The 19,772-nt window shown below is 51.9% G+C and carries 13 protein-coding genes; 8 read left to right on the forward strand and 5 right to left on the reverse strand.

Features of this window, described 5'->3' with window-relative positions:
* The first annotated feature begins 49 nt into the window (after positions 1-49).
* From METH11B_RS0122235 to METH11B_RS0122245, 3 genes are read left to right on the forward strand one after another with little or no spacing between them, the layout of a single operon-like run.
* Complete coding sequence (locus METH11B_RS0122235) at positions 50-2,740, forward strand: LPS-assembly protein LptD (protein ID WP_231499654.1); 2,691 nt, start codon at positions 50-52, stop codon at positions 2,738-2,740.
* 7 nt (positions 2,741-2,747) lie between these two features.
* Positions 2,748-4,034 (forward strand): peptidylprolyl isomerase, encoded by a 1,287-nt coding sequence (locus METH11B_RS0122240; RefSeq protein ID WP_020485316.1) that lies wholly within the window; start codon positions 2,748-2,750, stop codon positions 4,032-4,034.
* Positions 4,035-4,040: 6 nt separating this feature from the next.
* Positions 4,041-4,589 carry a DbpA RNA binding domain-containing protein gene (locus tag METH11B_RS0122245; protein WP_026603930.1) on the forward strand — a complete coding sequence of 183 codons (549 nt, stop codon included), beginning with the start codon at positions 4,041-4,043 and terminating at the stop codon, positions 4,587-4,589.
* A gap of 33 nt (positions 4,590-4,622) precedes the next feature.
* On the opposite strand, the gene METH11B_RS0122250 is transcribed toward METH11B_RS0122245, so the two are convergent.
* On the reverse strand, positions 4,623-6,953 hold the full coding sequence (locus METH11B_RS0122250) for a TonB-dependent receptor (RefSeq protein ID WP_036278136.1): 2,331 nt from the start codon (positions 6,951-6,953) through the stop codon (positions 4,623-4,625).
* A 151-nt stretch (positions 6,954-7,104) separates the two neighbouring features.
* Between METH11B_RS0122250 and rnd the strand changes: the two genes are divergently transcribed.
* The gene (rnd, locus tag METH11B_RS0122255) at positions 7,105-8,304 is read left to right on the forward strand and encodes a ribonuclease D (protein WP_026603932.1); all 1,200 of its coding nucleotides are present in this window, start codon (positions 7,105-7,107) and stop codon (positions 8,302-8,304) included.
* A gap of 192 nt (positions 8,305-8,496) precedes the next feature.
* On the opposite strand, the gene METH11B_RS0122260 is transcribed toward rnd, so the two are convergent.
* The 3 genes from METH11B_RS0122260 to METH11B_RS0122270 all read right to left on the reverse strand — a co-directional run bounded on the left by METH11B_RS0122260 (position 8,497) and on the right by METH11B_RS0122270 (position 14,288).
* A complete protein-coding gene (locus METH11B_RS0122260; RefSeq protein WP_026603933.1) occupies positions 8,497-12,594 on the reverse strand; it encodes a bifunctional diguanylate cyclase/phosphodiesterase in 4,098 nt (1,365 codons plus the stop codon).
* 25 nt (positions 12,595-12,619) lie between these two features.
* The gene (locus METH11B_RS0122265; RefSeq protein WP_026603934.1) at positions 12,620-13,276 is read right to left on the reverse strand and encodes a TMEM165/GDT1 family protein; all 657 of its coding nucleotides are present in this window, start codon (positions 13,274-13,276) and stop codon (positions 12,620-12,622) included.
* A gap of 82 nt (positions 13,277-13,358) precedes the next feature.
* Positions 13,359-14,288 carry a ZIP family metal transporter gene (locus METH11B_RS0122270; protein ID WP_036276326.1) on the reverse strand — a complete coding sequence of 310 codons (930 nt, stop codon included), beginning with the start codon at positions 14,286-14,288 and terminating at the stop codon, positions 13,359-13,361.
* A gap of 278 nt (positions 14,289-14,566) precedes the next feature.
* On the opposite strand from METH11B_RS0122270, the gene METH11B_RS0122280 reads away from it, so the two are divergent.
* From METH11B_RS0122280 to nadA, 3 genes are all read left to right on the forward strand, one after another.
* A complete protein-coding gene (locus tag METH11B_RS0122280; protein WP_026603937.1) occupies positions 14,567-15,121 on the forward strand; it encodes a DUF2780 domain-containing protein in 555 nt (184 codons plus the stop codon).
* An 84-nt stretch (positions 15,122-15,205) separates the two neighbouring features.
* Entirely contained in the window at positions 15,206-15,595 is a 390-nt protein-coding gene (locus METH11B_RS0122285; RefSeq protein ID WP_026603938.1) for a hypothetical protein, read from the forward strand.
* 77 nt (positions 15,596-15,672) lie between these two features.
* Positions 15,673-16,767, forward strand: a complete 1,095-nt coding sequence (gene nadA / locus METH11B_RS0122290) for a quinolinate synthase NadA (RefSeq protein ID WP_020485325.1) — start codon at positions 15,673-15,675, stop codon at positions 16,765-16,767.
* Between the two features lie 196 nt (positions 16,768-16,963).
* On the opposite strand, the gene METH11B_RS0122295 is transcribed toward nadA, so the two are convergent.
* Complete coding sequence (locus METH11B_RS0122295) at positions 16,964-17,941, reverse strand: MDR/zinc-dependent alcohol dehydrogenase-like family protein (RefSeq protein WP_036278142.1); 978 nt, start codon at positions 17,939-17,941, stop codon at positions 16,964-16,966.
* A gap of 99 nt (positions 17,942-18,040) precedes the next feature.
* Between METH11B_RS0122295 and METH11B_RS0122300 the strand changes: the two genes are divergently transcribed.
* Complete coding sequence (locus METH11B_RS0122300) at positions 18,041-19,546, forward strand: phenylacetate--CoA ligase family protein (protein WP_026603940.1); 1,506 nt, start codon at positions 18,041-18,043, stop codon at positions 19,544-19,546.
* Positions 19,547-19,772: the final 226 nt, after the last annotated feature.

Raw genomic sequence — 19,772 nt, forward strand, 5'->3', positions numbered from 1 at the left:
TTGTCTAAATCAAACACCTGCTGGCAACGAGCCAACTGCTCAGCCGCAAGTGATTAAACCTACCCCACCCGCCCAAACCAAGCCTGCCCAGCCGGAAACGGTCGCGCAGCCGCCTGTTCCCGTCGTGCCAGCGCCCGTTCAGCAAGCGGTCAAGCCGGAGCCGGAAAAGGTTAAGGTGGTCGAAAAGGTGGTGGAAAAAGCCGTTGCAGAGCCACAAAAGTTGCGGGTTAAAGTCACTGAAAATCAAAAACCGGTGCTGGAAAAAGTCGAGCCCAAAACCGAGACAGCCAATGCCAACACCGGTAAAGTGCCCGGTTGGACTTGTAAAACCGGTGATGATAAGAGCGGTTGGAACTGTAATCTGGTGGGTGCCGATCCGAAAGGCGAGGCCCATGTCGTGGCTGAGGGCGGCGGCAGTGAAGAGTCCGGTTCGTCTTGGTTTACGCCTACCTTTGATCGCAAACAGGAGCGTAATTTTCAAACCTTACGGGCGGAGTTTGATAAAGATCCTTGGCAAAGCTGCGAAGTGTGGGGCGCTAAAAAACGTAAAATCAGAGCCACCTCCGCCGAGGTTCGCGATGCGGCAACCACCGATATCAATGCCGATTTTTCGGAAGTGTTCGACGGCGAAGTGCTTAATTTTGCCGGGAATGTCGATATGGTGCGCGCCGATCAGCATTTGATCGCCGACAAGGCCAGCTACGATACGGTTGCCGAGACGCTAGATGCACAAGGTAGCGTGTTATACAGTGAAGACCAAATGGCGTTTTCCAGCGAGACCGCCTCCTTGAGCCTGGGTAAAGACGAAGCGCGCTTGCGGAAGGCGCAATTTATCGTCGCGGAGGCGCCGTTTCGCGGTAATGCCGAGGTGGTTTATCGCGAGAGCAAAGGTTTGTCGCGTTATAACGACGCCGCTTTTACCAGTTGTGCGCCCGGCAATCAGGACTGGATCGTGCATGCGTCGCGGATGAAAATTAACCGGGACAGTGGGCAAGGTTCGGCGAAAAACGCCTGGTTGGAATTTAAAGGCGTACCAGTGCTTTACACGCCGTATATTTCTTTTCCTACCGACAATCGGCGTCTGTCGGGCCTGTTGGCGCCCACCTGGGGTAACACACAGCGGAACGGTTTCGACTTTTCCGTGCCGTTTTATTGGAATATTGCCCCCAACTTCGACGATATCGTCACGCCGCGTTACATGACCAAGCGTGGCGAGCAATTACGTAATAAATTCCGCTACCTGACCGATATGTCCAGAGGCACGTTTTCTGCGGAATATATGCCCAACGATCAATTGGTCAACAAGGCCCGTTACTCTGCAAGCTGGAAAGACCAAACCAGCTTGTTACCTGGTTTAAATTCCTTGCTGGATTTGAATTATGTGTCCGACAAAACCTATTTCAACGACTTGAACAATGCTTTGGGCTTCCAAAATACCAGTTATTTGCCCAGTACCGCGTTACTGAGTTACGGCGGGTCTGTTGCCGGCACCGGTGTAGGTTTGTCGGTGGGGGCATACCATTATCAATCGGTGGATAAAACCATTCCCGATGCCTCGATGCCCTACGATATGCTGCCTCGTGTCAATTTCAACGTGGCGCGTGCGTTCGAAGGTTTGCCGGTTACGCTGGCGATGAATAACGAGTTTACTCATTTCTACCACACCGATTTGGTAAACGGTCAGCGCTTCAATATTGCACCATCGATTAGTTTGCCATTGGAAAGTAGTGCTGGATTTGTCATACCTAAAATTACTGGTCAGTACACTCAATACCAGTTAAGTAGTCAGACTCAGGCGGGACTGCCATCTACAATAAGCCGTGCATTACCAATTTTTTCGCTGGATAGCGGCATGACATTCGAAAAAGAATTGAATTTGTCCGGTTCTCCATATCTGAATACCTTGGAACCTAGATTATTTTATTTGTACATCCCTCGTAAAGATCAGAGCAACATTCCCGTTTTCGATACCGCTTTGTACGATACTAATTTTTACAGCTTGTTTAGGGAAAATCGCTTCGCCGGCGGCGATAGAGTTCAGGACGCGAACCAGGTTACTTTAGCTGCGACATCGAGGTTCATCGATTCAAATACTGGCTTAGAACCATTGAAGTTGAGTATTGGTCAGATCCTCTATTTCCAGGATCGAACAGTGGATTTGTATGATAAAAATAACCCAACCGTGCGTCCGTTTACAGCCCCCCAAACAAGCAGTACGTCCAACCTGATCGGAGAGCTCAGTGGGCAATTCAGCCGTAACTTGTCATATATGACCGGAACGCAATGGGATCCTGAGGCTAATGGTTTTGCCAGAGGCCAAGTTGCATTAACGTATCGCAGGCAGCCAAACGAGATACTTAATCTAGGGTATCGCTATCGCCGTAATCCTCTGGATAGTTTACAAACCATCTCGCAAACCGATGTATCGTTCCGCTTACCGTTATTCGGCGAATGGTACGGCTTCGGACGTTGGCAATATTCTTTGAATTTCGACAAAACCACGGAAAGTTTCATTGGTGTGGAAAAGGAAAACTGTTGTTGGCGCTTCCGCATCCTCGGTAGGCGCTTTATCAATGGTGCAAACACCGGTACTGTTACCTTTATCGATCCGAGCACCAAGCCGGAAACCGCGTTTTTCGTACAGTTGGAACTGAAAGGTCTGTCCAGCTTCGGCGACAATGTCGATACGTTCCTGCAAACCAACCTGAAAGGCTATCGCAAAGCCAGCTATTTTGAGTAAGCAACGCATGATAAAAAAATGGGTAGTGATTTTCTGTTTGCTGCTAAGCGCTTACATCGCTCCGGGCCAAGCCCAGGTGTTGGACCGAATAGTGGCGGTGGTGGAAGAGGATGTGATTCTGGAACGCGAACTGAATAACGAAGTTGGGGCCATCGTCAGTAAATTGCGTAGTAACAATGTAACGATGCCTCCCGAATATGTCCTGCGGAAACAGGTGTTGGAACGCATGGTAGTCGATAAGTTACAACGGCAACTGGCGGCTAAATCGGGCGTACAGGTCAGCGATGAGATGCTTAGCGCTTCTGTCGCTGATATAGCCAGCCGCAACGGCTTGTCGGTTGAAAGTTTTCGTAACGAGTTGGCCAAGCAAGGCATGGAATACAAAGCTTTCGAGGATAATCTGCGCAACGAAATTATCATCAACCAGCTGCGCGGTCGGGAAATAGGTTCGCGGGTCAAGGTCACCGATGCCGAAGTGTTGCATTACATGGAAACCCAGAGCAAAGCCGGCCAGAGCAACTCCCAGTATCATTTGGGGCATATTCTAATCGCGGTGTCGGAGGCGGCTTCGGCCACTGCGATTCAAAAAGCCAAGGACAAGGCTGATCAGGTGATCGCCGATTTACGCGGCGGCAAGGATTTCAAACAAGTCGCGGTGAGTGTCTCCGACGACGATAATGCCCTGAAAGGCGGCGATCTGGGTTGGCGCAGCATCGGTCAAATTCCGTCCCTGTTCACCGAAGTTGTCACGACGATGAACCAGGGCGATGTTTCTGAACCGATTCGCAGCCCCAGTGGATTTCATATCATCAAAATGTTGGAAACTGAGGGTGCCGGGCAGCATATCGTTACCAAAACCAAGGTCAGGCACATTCTGATCAAGACTAATGAATTGGTGGACGACGCCGAAGCGCAGAAGCGTTTGGTGGCGCTTAGAGAACGGATTAACGATGGCGACGATTTTGCCAACTTGGCGCGCGCGCATTCCGACGACAAAGGGTCGGCGATTAACGGCGGTTCGCTGGATTGGGTGGGTCCGGGCGCATTAGTGCCGCCTTTCGAGGAAGCGATGAACAAGTTGGCGATTAACGAGATTAGTCAACCGGTGCAAACCCAATTCGGTTGGCACATGATCCAGGTGTTGGGTCGCGAAAATCAGGACAACAGCGAGCAATTCAAAAAAGACAAGATCCGCGAGGAAATCCGCAAGCGTAAAATCGAGGAAGAAACCGAATTATGGTTGCGGCGCTTACGCGACGAGGCTTTTGTGGAAATCGATCTGGATAGACTGTAAGGCACTATGAACGCTTTCTCTGTCGAAAGTCGTAAGGAAGATAAGTTTAAAAGGCGCTTGCAGCGCATAGTCACCGAAGAAGACCTGACCCAGCAACGAGAGTTGATTCAGCGTACCGCGGCCGAATTGGATATAGATCTATTGACTTGCGCCGCGGCCTTGGTTTATCTGAGTCAACCAAACTTGTATCCCGCACATATCCAACAACCCAAATTGTTGGTCCCTCTACCGCAGCCTCACAGTCGCGGTCAGCATGCAAACGGCAAAATGGTGCGTTATCGTCTGGCCGTCGGCAGCCAGCACCAAGTTAGCCGCGATGATATTCAAGCGGTATTGGTCGAAGAGTCCGGTGTAGATAAGAAGCGCATCGGTCGGATCGACATTCGCGATACCCACACGCTGGTTGAGTTACCGGACGGCATGCCGGCGGATATTTTTCAGTTATTGACCGAAGCGACTATAGGACCGCATCGCCTCAATATCAAACGGATTAAGCCGAATAATAAATTCAGACAAACCCGTAACAACAATCAGCTAGACGAGGAAAACGGCTAATTCACCAGCCGTTTTCCTACGGCCAAGCTTGGCCTACATCGTCAGGCGAATGCCTATCCAAGCGGCACGCGGCGCGCCCACACCAACAAAGCGGCTTTGTTGGTCGCCAGGCAATCCCACGCCGTCAAGTACATCGCCGGTATTGCCCCACGTGCCGAAATTGGCATATTGACGGTCGAACAAGTTGCTTACTTTTCCGAACAGCGCGACGTTTTTGTTGAAGCGGTATTCGCTACGTAAGTTAAACACGACGAATCCCGGCAGCTTGGCAGTCAAATTGGCTTCGTCGCCGCGCAGATATTGCGAGCTGTTGTAATTCATATCCATTCCCAAAGTCCAGGCCGAAACGATGTCGAAATCGGTGCTGAACTTAAATTGATGGGCGGGGATGCCAGGGATTTTATCGCCGGCTTGTACCGGAATATTGCCGCTACCGTCCGCCATCGGGTTGTTGGGGCTGCTACCCAGAAATGGCGTTTCGAAGCTGGCGTCGATATAAGTGTAATGCGTCGACCAGCGCCAGCGCTCGTAAAAATTGCCCGACAACCCCGCTTCCACACCTTGGCGTAAAGTAGAGCCGACATTGTCGAAATAACCGACATTGCTGCCGACGCCGCCGGTACTTTTGAAAATGATGTCGTTATTGTTGATAGTGCGGAATAAAGCCAAATTCCAATCCATGTAGCCAGGCAACAAGTTTTTCAACCGACCGCGCACGCCGGTTTCGAAAGTATTGGCCACCACCTGCTTCAACGGCGGATCGGAAACGAAGGCGTTGGGCAAGCGGCATGGATCGTCCGGGTTGGCGCAGCTCAGCTCCATCGGCGTCGGCACCCGCGACGATTCGCTGTAGTTGCCGAAAAAGGTTAATTCGGGCATGAAGGCGTAGGTCAAACCCGCCGCCGGATTGAAGCGATCAAAGGAATGCGAGCCGTTCAGGTCGTTGCCGACATGGTCGCGCAACTTGATATGCGACTGGTTGTAGCGGCCGGATACCGTCAGATCCAGTTTGTCGGTCAGAGAAAAGGTATCGGTCAGAAACAGGCCGTAGTGGTCGGTTTCAGTGGTCAAGCGCACATGGGCGTCCTGGAGTAGTACGCCGGCACCAGCCACGCCGCGGTCGGCGGTTAACGAGCCGAGTTGAGTGTCGGCATGATAACGGGCGTTACCATGGTCGAAACTGGCACCGCCGACCAAACGGTTGTTGAGGCCGAATATCTTGTGGTCGAAAGCGTTTTGCAAGGCAAAACCGAATGATTGTTGCAGCGTACTGGAGGTGTTGATAGTGCCGCCCACAGCAGAAGGATCGTTGGCGATATTGTTGCCCACCAAATCGAAGAGTCCTTCGTCGGCCAGTTCGCCGTCGGTTTCCTGGCACAAAAAGGCATTTTCACCGCCGCCTTCGTCCAGGCAGGCGCCAAATTCGCTGCCGTCGCCGTTATAGGTGCCGATTTTATTGCGCCGATAATACATCGTACCCGATAACTGATTGTGGTCGTTCAGCCAGGTATCGCCATCCAGCGACACCAGCATCATCCGGTTGCGGGTGATGTCGGGATGGGTGAATACTTGGTCGCGGCCGAACGCCAGCATTTCCTGAGGCAGGGCGCCGTTGCCGCGCAAGGTATTATCGGTACCACCTATGCTTAAATCCAGGCTGGATTTAACGCCGCGCCAGCTCAATGTGCCGAAGCCTTGCTTGGCTTCGCTGGGCGAATGGGCGCGCCAACCTTTCTCGTTGAAATATTTGAAATCCAGAAAATAACCCCAGGTGCCGTCGTTCCAGCCGCTGGTGACTTCTTCGGAATGGCGGTCCCAAGAGCCGCCTTGGGCTTCGAAACTGTGGCCGGGTGCCGAGAAACCGGTCTTGGTGTTGATGTTGATCGATCCGCCCAAGGCATTCAAACCAAAGGCAGGGTTCGATGCCGGCTGTAAACTCATATTGTCGATGGCGCCGCTGGGGATTAAATCCCAATTGATCATGTCGCCGAACGGCTCATTGAAACGAATACCGTTGACATACGTTGCCAAGCCTTGCGGTAAACCCATGAGCGGTGAAGCACTGAAACCGCGGTATTGCACATCCGGTTGCAAGGGGTTGTTTTGCGCATCGTTGATATTGACGCTGCCGAGGTAGCGGTTCATGTAGTCAGCCAAAGACAGGGCTTGGGCTTCTTGCAATTTCTCGGCTGACACGGTTTGCACATTCGCCGGAACTTTATTGATATCGACGCCTCCGAATTGTAAAGGCGTTACCGCCACGACTTCCACTTCCTCCAGATTAGTCGCGACTTCCGCGGCTATGGCTTCGGCTAAGGGCAACATGCTGAACAATGGCAGCACGCCGAGCGCAACTTTTTTCATAACTTTACCTGAGTAATACAAAACAAAAGCGGCATGGTAAACAAGCTGGGCCGGGGGTTCCATTGCTGGAAATAAAAAGGAAAAATTCCTGCTCTGCGTCGAGTCGGGCAATTCCGGAATATTTAAGTCAATAGCGGCCCGACGCGGTAAAATGCGCAGTCACGCCGTTTTTCGGCAAGCCCTGTTAATTGCCATAGCGACTATGACTATTCAATATATCAACCGCCCGGATCAACTCGATAGCCTTTGCCAACTGATTAGCCAGGAGCCATGGATAGCTCTGGACACCGAATTTCTCCGCGAAAAAACCTATTACCCCAAGTTTTGTTTGCTGCAAATAGCCGCACCGGGCTGGGTGGCTTGTGTTGATCCCTTGGCGATAGCCGATTTAACCCCGTTGTTAGAGGCGATTTACAATCCCAATATTGTCAAAGTGTTGCATTCCTGCCGGCAAGATCTGGAAATTTTTTACCAGATTACCGGCAAAATTCCCGGCCCGATTTTTGATACGCAGATTGCCGCGCCGCTGCTGGGTTTTCAGGAAAATCCCGGCTACGCGATGCTGGTATCCAGCTTCCTGAACGTCAATCTCAGCAAAGCGCATACCCGTACCGATTGGTCGGAACGGCCCTTGAGTCAGGATCAAATCCAGTATGCCGCCGACGATGTGATTTACCTCTGCAAGATTTACAAAATCATGTGCGATCAGCTGGATAAACTGGGGCGCGCAAACTGGTTGGAGAGCGATTTTGCCTTGTTGAACGATCCGGAGTTGTACCAACTGTCGCCGGAAAATGCCTGGTTGAAGATTCGCGGCAAAAACAAGCTGACCGGCAAGCAATTGTCCATCATGCAAAGTCTCACGGAATGGCGCGAACGTACCGCTCAGCAAGAAAACAAACCCCGCAGTTGGCTGTTGCAGGACGATTTGCTGCTGGAACTGGGCAAATTACAACCCGTGACCTTGGCCGATTTAGCCAAAATCCGCAACATCAATGACCGCACTGTTAATCGCTACGGCAAAACGATTTGCGAATTGATCGATAGCGCCAAACAACGTGCACCCAAACCCCTGGCTGAAAAAGATCAAGCCGGCAAGAAAACTCAGCAGCATGAAGCGATAGTGGATGTGCTCAGCGCGGTGGTTAGGATCCGTGCTGAGGAAAACTCGCTGAATCCCATTATTTTGGCTACCCGCAAGGATCTGGAACAATTATTGTCCGGCGATGAGGATTGCTTGTTGTTGCACGGCTGGCGTTACAACATGGCTGGCCGGGAGTTGCAGGGCCTATTGCGCGGTGACTTGACCTTGAGTTTGCAGCCGGATGGCGTGGTGATTAGTCCTGTTTAGCACGCCACGGTCTGTAATATCCCAGCGATACCGCTAAATTATCAACCCGGCTACAACAATCGGTGGCCGGCATTTCCGTATAAGCCCGCGTCTCGATTAACAGCCATTGCGGCTACTGCGCTGTCGCCTGTGCGGGAGCGAGTGCGGTAACAAAGATAACTGCATCGGCGGCGGGGAGCGGGCGAGAGTCCGCTATGCTGACTTACCGAATTGTTGTGCAAACAATGCCGCCGGCAGCGGCTTGGCAAACAGATAACCCTGCCCGTAATCGCAGCCGATAGCGGCCAGCAAATCACGTTGCTGCTCGGTTTCCACACCTTCCGCGATAACTTTTAAGCCCAATTTATGCGCCATCACGATGATGGCTTCGCAGAGCACGAAGTCGTTCGAATCCTGCGATAAATTGCGGACGAACGACTGGTCTATCTTCAAATAATCGATGTCGAATTTTTTCAGATAGGACAATGCGGAATAGCCGGTGCCGAAGTCGTCTATCGCTACTTGCATGCCGGCGTCGCGGAAAGCCATCAAATGATTATGTACAGAAAGATTGGCGTCCAGCAGCAAGCCTTCAGTAATTTCTACCACAATACTTTGGCCCGACAATCCCAGTCGATGCAAATAATTGAACCAGTCTTCAGGGGCATGCTCGGCGCTTTGAAATTGCACCGGCGATTTGTTGACGCTGATTTGAAAGTCGGGATTGATAGTGGTTCGCCAAGTTTGCACTTGTCGTGCCGCGGTTTCGAACACCCAATCGCCGATTTCTCTGATTAAACCGGTTTCTTCCGCCAGCGGTATGAATTCTGCCGGGCTAATCAAGCCACGCTTTGGGTGATGCCAACGTAATAAGGCTTCCGCTTTGTGGACTTCGCCGTTCAGCAAGTCGACGATAGGTTGATAACACAGCAAAAATTGCGCGTTGGCCAGCGCGATACGTAAGTCGCCAAGTATCGCGGCTCGGGCTTCCAGTGCATCCTGTAAGGCTTTGGTAAAGAAGCGGTAGTTGTTACGGCCCTGGTTTTTAGCGGCGTACATGGCCTGATCGGCATTTTTTTGTAATTGGCTTAAATCGGTACTGTCGTTTGGATAGAACGTGATGCCGATACTCGCGGAGACATATGCCAGTTCGCCGTCCAAGCTAAACGGTGCGCTGAGTTTTTGTAGCAGGTTTTTAGCGATGGGTTCAGACACTTCAATGCAGTCCAGCTCGCTCAAAATAACCGTAAATTCATCGCCCCCCAAGCGCGCCACGGTATCGGACTCGCGGACGCAGGTCTGTAAGCGCCGTGCCGTTTCCTTGAGTAAGTTGTCGCCCATGTCGTGGCCCAGCGTATCGTTGATTTCCTTGAAGCGGTCCAGGTCAATAAACAACAAGGCAAACAACTGTCCCATGCGGTGGGCTTTTTTGATTTCCAGTTCCAGCCGGTCGCGGAACATGCGCCGATTAGGCAGGCCGGTGAGCGGGTCGAAGTTGGCTTGCCGCCAGATTTGTTCCTCGGATTGTTTACGCTGAGTGATGTCGGAAAACAGTGCGACACGGCGTTGCGGCTTGCCTTCCGCATTGTAAATGGTGTTGATAGCCAGTTCTTCGACGAACAGGCGGCCATCTTTAGACCGGTTTTTTATTTCTCCGCGCCAAGCGCCGGTGGTGTCCAGGGCCGCCCATAGCTCTCGGTAAAACGCCGCATCGTGTTCGCCCGAACTGAGGATATGCGGTTTTTTGCCGACAACGTCTTCCGCCGTATAGCCGGTCATTGTGGTAAAAGCAGGGTTGACGCTGAGGATGGTGTTATCGCTGTCCACCACTATCATCGCTTCGCTGCTGTTGTGGTAAACCAGAGCCGCCAATCTCAGGTTTTCCTCGATTTTGCGCAACTCGCTGATATCGCGGGCAAAACCCACTGTACCCAGCAACTGGCCTTGCTCATCCATTACCGGCGCTTTATAGGTCTCGAACCATTTACGTACGCCGCGATCGACAATTTCTTCTTCGACTATCAACTTATCCCTTAAGGCCAACACGCGCCGGTCATCGGCGAGATAACTTTCGGCCAATTCCGGGGGAGCGATGTCGAAATCGTTTTTGCCGACCAAGGCTTCCGGATTTTCAGCGGCAAATACGTTGGCGAATTCCTGGTTGACTGCCAGTAATCTACTTTCAGTATCTTTCAGCCAAATCGCATGCGGTATGTTATCCAGCAATGCGCGCTGATAATATTCTTTCTGTTGTAATGCTTGCTCCGCGCGATGTTGATTGCTGACATCGCGAAAACTCCATACGCGGCCGACAATAATATCGGCGATACTTTGCGGCTTGGAATAGCGTTCAAAAATCCGGCCATCGCTGAATTCGATCAGGTCGTAACTTTCTTGATCCGGGTGATTGTAGAGCTCCTGGACTTTGTCGAAAAACTCGCCCGGATTTTTTAACTGCTTGATGGCTAAATGCAAAAGTGTTGTATCGTCTTTATCTTCTCCAACCGCAGTGTTGGGCAACTGCCAAAGTTCAAAAAAACGCTGGTTGTAAGTAACGATTTGGCGTTGGAGGCTGACGACCAGAATACCGTCAGCCGTGGCTTCCAAGGTAGCCCTTAGCAAGGAAACTGATTGGGCTAATGCGTCTTCTCGGGCTTTATTCTCGCTAATGTCTTCGTAGCTGCCCAAAACCCCGATAATTTCATGATCGGAGTTGCGTAAGGGTATTTTCGATGTGCGCAGCCAAATGGTATTGCCGTCAGGGGTGGTTTGCGGCTCTTCATAAGCCAGTTTGCCCTTACCCGATATGATTACCTGGCGATCATCCGCTTGGTAATTTGCGGCTTGATCTCGCCAATTCAGTTGATTGTCGTCCTTCCCGATTAAATCCTTTGAGCTATGTTGTCCGGCGTCGCCGGCAAATAGTGCGTTGCACCCCAAATAGCGAGAATCCAGGTCTTTCCAGAACACTCGGATCGGCAAGGTTTCCAGGATGGTCTGCAACAATAAATTGGATTCGGTCAGCGCTTTTTCGGATTTTAGTTGCTCGGTAATATCGAACAAAATGGCCAGGTTATCTCCGACATACGATTCGCCTAAGGATACCGAGCCTGCGAGCACAGTGCGCCGCTCGCCGTGTTTGCAATGAATTTCCGCTTGGATGGTTTCGAAACTTTGTATGCGACGGGATTTATCAGTCAACTCCTGCCAGTTTTCCATAATGGTCCGGCGGTAGACAGGGTCCGGATAGGCTTTGGGCCACCATTCGTCTAGCGATTTAATATCGTCCAGCGTGTAACCGAAAGCTTTGTTGAAAGCCGGATTTAGCAATGTGAAATTGCCTTTGGCGTCGTAAATGGCCTGGGGCACTGGGGAGTAGTCGATTATTGCCTTCAAACGCCGTTCGCTATCTGCCAGTCCTGTGGTAATCAGTTGCTGTTTGTGTAGGGTTAGTGCCAAAGTCGTGCCGGTCCAGGACAGTACCAATATATAAAACCATAGGTTCAGCAACTCGCTTTTCTCAAAATCGTCGCCAAAGAAGCCCAGATGATGTGCTGCTCCGAATAGCGCTTGGATGGTAATCAAGCCGGCAATCAGTGTCACGCCATGACGATTGAAACGGAGGGCGGCCCAAATGGCAAACAGAAACATCCAGTAACCGCGGGCGATTTTTCCAAAGACAGGCTGGAAAGCTTCGAGAAATACTACTTGGCCGGCGAACAAGGTCAGAATGATCAGCAGCAATGCTTCCAGGCCACGTTTTTCAGCAAGCCATTGGTTTGGCCAATTCCGCCAAACCAATAATATCGGCGTGGCCGTGACAATGCCGAAAGCATCCGCCATCCACCAATGTAAAATCGATTGCGGGATAGCCGCTAGTGGTATGAAACCGGCCTGATGTAAAGCCAAAGGGCCAATACCTGCACTGATCAACGAGCAAGCGGCGCCGGTCAGGGTTAGCCAGATAAAGTGGCCTGGCTCGGTCAAGTCTAAAGAAAAACGCTGTTGGTTTTTTAGCAGGTAGGCGGCTGTCGCCGATTCCAGTGTGTTGCCGGTTGCAATGGCAAAAGACAGTGGGAACGAGTCGTCTACCATCAAGCCGGCGGCAAAAGCACCCAGAAATATGCCTGGCCAATAGCGAAGGCCTTTCAGCAATAAAGCGGCCAATCCCAATCCGCCGGAAAACCACACCAAGGTGACATTGCCGGTTTCCGAGAAATAGGTGAGTACAATTTTAGCCAATAGGCAATAAAGCCCGGCCAAGCCGAGTATCGCCGGAAAGTCTAGCCAGCGGTAATTGGGAAATGCCATGAATCGCTTCACATCTGGTGTTTGGCTAAAGTTGCGGCAGTAAACCCGCCGCCAGCAAGCTTTCGTAGGCTTTATAAGCCGCTATTGCCGATAAAATCAGGAAAAACACGCCGCTGGCTTTATGCAGCAAGGACAAGGGGATTTTTTGCAATACGGTACGCCCGGCCAGCACGCCGAGTCCTGAAGTAAAGGCCAGTGCCAGCGTCGAGCCCAGCCAAACCGCAATCGGTTGCGCGGTGCTGCTGAACGCTACAACGGCCAGTTGGGTTTTATCGCCAAATTCGGCGACGGTAATCAATAAAAAGGTCGTAAAAAAAATGCCGTGGCCGCTTTTCTCGGCGATTTCTTCGTCGTCATCGTCTTCGTCGTGGTTGAGTAAGGCATGCAGACCGAATGCGGCAAAGAGCAGGGCGACGGTGGCCGCGACCAGATATTCCGGTAACCATTTCGCAATCGCCGCGCCGAAAACCACCGCCAAGGTGTTGAGCAGCGCGAACGCGGCGATAGCCCCCCACAGCACTGGAGCCGGTCTGTGCTTGGACGCTAAGGTCATGCATACCAATTGGCTTTTATCGCCGATTTCAGCTGCCGCGATCAGCGCAAAGCTGGTGCCGCCGGTCGCCAGTAATTCCGTAAGGTTTAATGCGCTTATTTGGGTGATGAATGCTGCTAGGTATTCCATTCGGTACTGAGGCGTTTGATCGGAAGATAAAAAGCCCAAAAGGCTTTTGCCTTTTGGGTGGCGTGCTTGGTTTAGTCGGTGTTTATGTCAGTATTTTGTCCAAGATCATCATGATGATGAAACCGGCCATTAATGAAAATGTAGCGATGCGCGAGCGGCCTTTGGAGTGCGTCTCCGGGATGATTTCTTCGCTGATGACAAACAACATCGCACCGGCCGCAAACCCCATAGCAATCGGCAGTACCGATGAAAACACCGTGACCATGGTAATGCCTAGCAGGCCACCCACCGGTTCCACCAAGCCTGTCAACGTGGCGATGGCGACGGCTTTCCATTTGTTGTAGCCCAAGCCCACCAAGGGCAGCGCTACCGCCAGACCTTCCGGCAAGTTTTGCAAGGCAATCGCAATAGACAATACCAAGCCATTTTTCATATCGCCGGAGCCAAAGCTGACGCCGACCGACATGCCTTCCGGGAAGTTATGGATGGTGATGGCGATGATGAATAAAGAGATTTTTTGCAGCGAATCCAAGGAATGATCGCTGACCGAATCAAAATGCAGATGCGGCAAACGGCTGTCGGCAAAATGCAGGAACAGCGCACCGATCAGCATGCCGGCCGACACGATCCATAAACCTTTGCCGGGCCAGATTTGCTCGCCGTAGTCCAGGCCGGGTACCAACAAAGAAAAGGCGGTGGCTGCCAACATCACGCCAGCCGCGGCACCCAGCAAACCATTGAATAATCGGTCGGAAATGTTTTTAAAGAACAGGGCAGGTAAGGCGCCGATGCCGGTCGCCAATCCCGCCAGCACGCTGGCCAGAAAGCCGATCACCACCACTTTGTCAAAAATAAGGTACAGACTGCCGAATACCAAAAGCTGGGAGAGCAAAAACAAACCGATAAATACACCCCAACGTTGCATCAGCGGCAAGGTCATTACATGCAGGTATTGGGGATGGGCTTGCAAGCGAAGATAGTAGTCTTCGAGCGTTTTTTGAATATTCAGCATATTTTTACCTTTATTGTTCTTGTGGCTAAAGCCGGGATTATACTGAATTCATTCGAATTGCCGATTTTTACCCACAATGTTTGCGGGGAGTTTCTCGGTCATCGGCAGATAACACTAAAGTTGTAAGACGGGAATCCGCTGTTGTTCACCATGCGGCGCAAGCGCTTTATAAAAAGGCTCTGGTTGTATCCTAGGCCGGTTTCGATTTACAGTGCCGGTTTTGGCGGCCATCATGTGGCTTGATCCGGTGTTTCGGCGTTTTTCAGGAGTTCGACAGAATGAAGGTTTTGCAAGGTTTTACAGCAGTTAGCGTTATCGCGGTCACCAGCGCTTGTGCACCCGTTCAACAGCAGGTTTCAGATCAGACTTTTGCTCTGGGCGGATCTCAAGCCGGCTATGGTTCTGGTGCTGTGGGTGCCGTCGCCGGGGCAATGGGGCAGACTAGCCAATTGGGATTGATCGACATATTGGTCGGCCAGTTGGGAATCAGTCCGCAGCAAGCGCTGGGCGGTGTGGGTTCAATTTTTTCCGTGGCGCAGCAACGCATGAATCCCGGTGACTTCTCGCAATTGAGCAATGCCGTGCCGGGAATGGACCGCTATTTGTCCTCGGTGCCTCAACAGGTTTCCGCTGCCGGTTCGCAATCTTTGCTGGGCGCTGCGGGCGGATTAATGGGCGGGCAACTCGGCAGTCTGGCGAATTTGGCCGGATCGTTTCAATCTTTGGGCATGAATCCGTCCATGGTCAGCCAGTTTGTGCCGGTGGTTTTACAGTATGTGCAAAACCAAAGCGGCGCCGGCGCTATGAGTTTGCTTCAGCACGCTTTATATTGAGCTTCGCGCCAACTTTTCCGGCTTGAGTCCGGCTAAATTGGCGTCGACCTCAGCGTAATTTTTACAACGACAGACTAAAAAATCATGGAAATATTATTGATCGGCGCAGTGTTGATGATCTTCGCCATTTTGCTATCCGCGTGGCTGATGACTTTTGCAAAATGGTTTCCGATAAAAGGCATAGACGGCGAATTTTTGAAGGACTACAAGACCCTGATCAGAGCCCACGTGGATTTTGCATTGATGGCACTGTTTTGCCTAGGTTTTTACGGCGCGAAAGTGCCGTTGCCGGTGACGGCTTGTTGGTTGGTGGTGATCGGCGGCCTGACCAATCCCGGCGTGTTTGTGGTCGCGGCATTCGATCCCGACTTTTGGTCCAAGCCGATCTGGCGGATTTATTCGGCTTTGAGTTTTGTGGTAACCACGCTGGGCTTTGGCTGGGTCGGCATCACCTTGCTGCAATATGCCCTGTAATTCGGCTGGCGATGGAACCGACTGTTAAAAACCGGCCCAAGGCTTTACACTTCTTTGCTTTATTTTCAGGTTAAAAAATGACTGCTGCCTTACCCATACATGATTACGCCTTGCTTGATGATGCCGAATGCGATGCCCGCATCGTTGCCGCCAAAGCCAAACTCGGCAAACGCTGTATCGTGCTTGGACATCATTACCAGCGCGATGAGGTGTTTAAACACGCGGATATTTTCGGCGACTCTTTGAAATTATCCCGGGAAGCCGCGCAATCTGAGGCCGAATACATCGTGTTTTGCGGGGTGCATTTCATGGCGGAAGTCGCGGATATTTTGTCGCGGCCGGAGCAAATCGCGATCTTGCCGGATTTGGCTGCCGGATGCTCGATGGCCGACATGGCCAATAAAGTCAAAGTTCAGCAATGTTGGGATGAACTGGCAAAAATCATCGACGTGGAAAACACGGTGACGCCAGTCACTTACATCAACTCGGCCGCTGATTTGAAAGCGTTTTGCGGTCAGCACGACGGCATCGTTTGTACCTCTTCAAACGCACAGAAAATTCTGAATTGGAGTTTTGCGAAGCGCGAAAAAGTATTGTTCTTTCCAGATCAGCATTTAGGACGCAACACCGGCTACCGGATGGGCATCCCGTTGGAGCAAATGGTGACCTGGGATTTCAATAAACCGCAAGGCGGTTTGACCGAGCAGCAAATCCGCGACGCCAAGATTATTCTTTGGAAAGGCTATTGTTCCGTGCATCAAGCGTTTCAACCGGAGCAGATTGACGCGTTCAAGGCAAAGCACCCGGAAACCATCGTGATTTCCCATCCTGAAGCCTGCTTCGAAGTCTGTGAAAAATCCGATTTCATCGGTTCAACCGAGATGATTTTAAAAATCGTCCGCGAAGCCGAAGCCAATACCCGTTGGTTGGTGGCGACCGAACTGAATCTGGTCAACCGCCTGAATCAGGAATGCAAAGCCCAAGGCAAAAGCGTGCATTTCATGGCGCCCACTTTAAGCATGTGTTCGACCATGTTCCGTACCGACCCGCAACATCTGTGTTGGGTGCTGGAAAATCTGGCGGCCGGGCATGTGGTTAATCAGGTCTCTGTGCCTGCCGAGCAGGCCGCGTTGGCGAAAAAGACTTTGGATAATATGCTTTTGGCATCGTAACGCCTTCTAAGTGCATGCCCGCTTTGAGTTATGGCGTTGCTTACCGGCTTGAGTCTCTTCTGACATATTCCAGCGGTTCAGCGTGGTCTTTCTGGCGCCGAATGGTGAAATATCCGGGCTAGATTCACGTATGGGCGGGGGCAATATAGCCGCTGGGTTTCCGCCTTCGCGGGAGCGGCGATATTTGAGGGCCGGGCTAATAATCTGCATGCAGTGCCGGCTGTAACAGAATTTTTCTGACGCCGGCTTGGGCGGCGTGCGTGAATGCAGCAAGTCCGTCGCTAAGCGGGTATTGGTCGTCTATCATGGTTGCCACGGGCAGTTTGCCCTCGGCCAACAGGGTTAGGGCGTCTGCAAACGGACCGCAACGGGAACCGATGATGTTGATTTCGTAAACCACCACTTTGCTTAGATCCAGCGCCGCGTTGGCAGCGAAGGTGCTTTTTAGCACCAATGTGCCGCGTGGCTTGACGATGCGCAAGGCCTGGGCAAAGCCGGCAGCTTGACCGCTGGCGTCGACAACGCAGTCGAAATAGTTGTCCGGAGTCTCGGTCGTCAAGCCTGTCGCCAGCTGCCATTGCCTGGGCAATGCCAAGGAATTTGTTGATCGGCCCAGCACTGTGACCCGGTAGCCGGCCAGATTCAACACTTTGGCGATCAATAAACCCAATCTGCCGGGGCCGACGACGGCGACGCCGGTGACGGGGATTGCGGCAATTTGTTTGACGACGCGTAATGCCGCCGCCAAGGGTTCGGTAAACACGGCGGCTTGATCCGGCACCGCGTCAGGAACGGCGTATAGGTTGACAACCGGCAGGCTGAAATAATCTGCAAATACCCCGTCTTTACCGCGTATGCCCAACACTTTGCGATTCAGGCAATGCTCAGGGCCGTCGCTTCGGCACACCTCGCAGACGTTGCAGCCGATGTTGATGGCGCCCACCACGCGCCGATTCAGCCAGTCTCGGTGTTTGTGATCGGCAATTGCAACTACCGTACCGACAAATTCGTGGCCGAGGATGCCGGAAAAGCCGGCATAGCCTTTCACCAGTTCCAGATCGGTAGCACAGATGCCGGCTAGGCGCAGTTCAATCAAAGCTTCACCGGCAGCTAATTCCGGTATCGGAATATCGTTGCGGTAGGATAAGGATTTGTCTAGTCTCAATGCTTGCATGGGTATGATCAAGGAACCGTGCCGAATTAACTTTTTACCAAACATTCAGGCCAAGAATATACCTTTAGCGTTTTTCCAGCATTTTTCAGGTGGTTTGCGATGAGCTATTTACCCACAACATCTTCCGCGGCAGCATTTCAGCATTTTCTGTCCAAGCCATTGGATGCCTTACTTGCAGAACATCAAGCGTTTGATCCTCAGCAAAAGATGCTGGCTTTATTCCAGCGTTGTGAGACCGAGGTTCCCGCTTATCGGCAGTTTTTGCAAGCAAACCACATCGATGCCGCGCAGATTAAAACTTACCCTGATTTTCAAAATCTGCCCTTAATTAACAAAGTTAACTATATGCAAGCCTATCCCTTGCCGGCGCGCTGTTTCGGTGGCAGTTTGAGTGGCGCTGATCGAGTGGCGGTGTCGTCAGGCTCCACCGGTGTGCCGACGTTTTGGCCGCGTTCGGCGGCGTATGAGCTGGATGTGGCTGTGCGCTTCGAGCAAGTGTTCAAGGACAGTTTTCAGGCCGATCAACGGACTACGCTGGCGGTGGTGTGTTTTGCGCTGGGCAATTGGGTGGGCGGATTGTTTACCACGTCTTGCTGCTGGCATTTGGCGGGCAAAGGCTATCCGTTGCTGGTGGCAACGCCGGGCAATAACAAAGCCGAAATTTTTCGGGTGGTGCGAGAATTGGCGCCGCATTTTGAGCAAACCGTGCTGCTAGGTTATCCGCCATTTGTAAAGGACGTGATCGATGCCGGCGCCGCCGATGGCATAGATTGGGCACAATTTAAGCCCAAACTGGTGTTTGCCGGCGAGGTGTTTAGTGAGGAATGGCGCAGCTTGCTGTCCGAGCGTATCGGTTCAGAGTCGGTTTGTTTCGACTCGGCATCTTTGTACGGTACCGCAGACGGCGGCGTATTGGGTAACGAAACGCCGCTCAGCATCGCCATTCGCCGTTGGTTAGCGCAACGGCCGGAAGCGGCGCGAAGTTTGTTTGGCGAGTCGCGGTTGCCGACCCTGGTCCAATACGATCCGCATAGCCGTTTCTTCGAAGTACACGAGGGGACTTTGGTGGTCTCCGGAGAGAACAGCGTACCCTTACTGCGCTATCACATCGCCGACAAGGGCGGGGTCTTGACCTACGCGCAAATCTGGGAGTTTTTGCGGCAGCACGGCGTGCAGTCGTTCGAGGATTTAGGTTTGGACAGTGGTTTTCAAGCTCGTAACCTGCCGTTTGTGTATGTGTTTGGCCGCGCGGATTTTACCGTGTCCTATTACGGCGCCAATATCTATCCGGAAAACGTTACGGTGGGGCTGGAGCAGCCGGAGATCATGGCTTGGGTGACCGGAAAATTTGTCCTGCAAACTCAGGAAAATGCCGAGGGCGATAAATATCTGCATATTGCCGTGGAATTATTGCCGGGTGTGGTGCCCGAACCGGCGCTGGCGCCAAAGATAGCCGCCTCCATCCGTACTCAATTGTTGCGGCTGAACAGCGAGTTTGCCAATTACACGCCAGCCGAGAAACAATTGCCGCAAATCAGCTTACATAGTTTTGCAGATACGGAATATTTTCCCGCCGGGGTAAAACATCGTTACACCCGGCGTTGAACCTTGGTCAGGTTGTTGACGTTAGTCCGGTGCAATGCTGCTAACTATCAGCAACATTAAAACTTCAAAATAGCACTGGCATACCGGAAATTAGCGCTAGTTTATTTCCTTATATTTTACAGGGATTGATCTATAATCTAGACGTAAATCACAAAAATAGTCGGAGCAGGGAACTGGCGATCAAGCCGCAAGCAGCCGGCATACGCTTACGAGGGAACGTTCTGTT

Origin of the sequence: Methylomonas sp. 11b (assembly GCF_000515215.1) — a bacterium.
Classification (GTDB): Bacteria; Pseudomonadota; Gammaproteobacteria; order Methylococcales; family Methylomonadaceae; genus Methylomonas.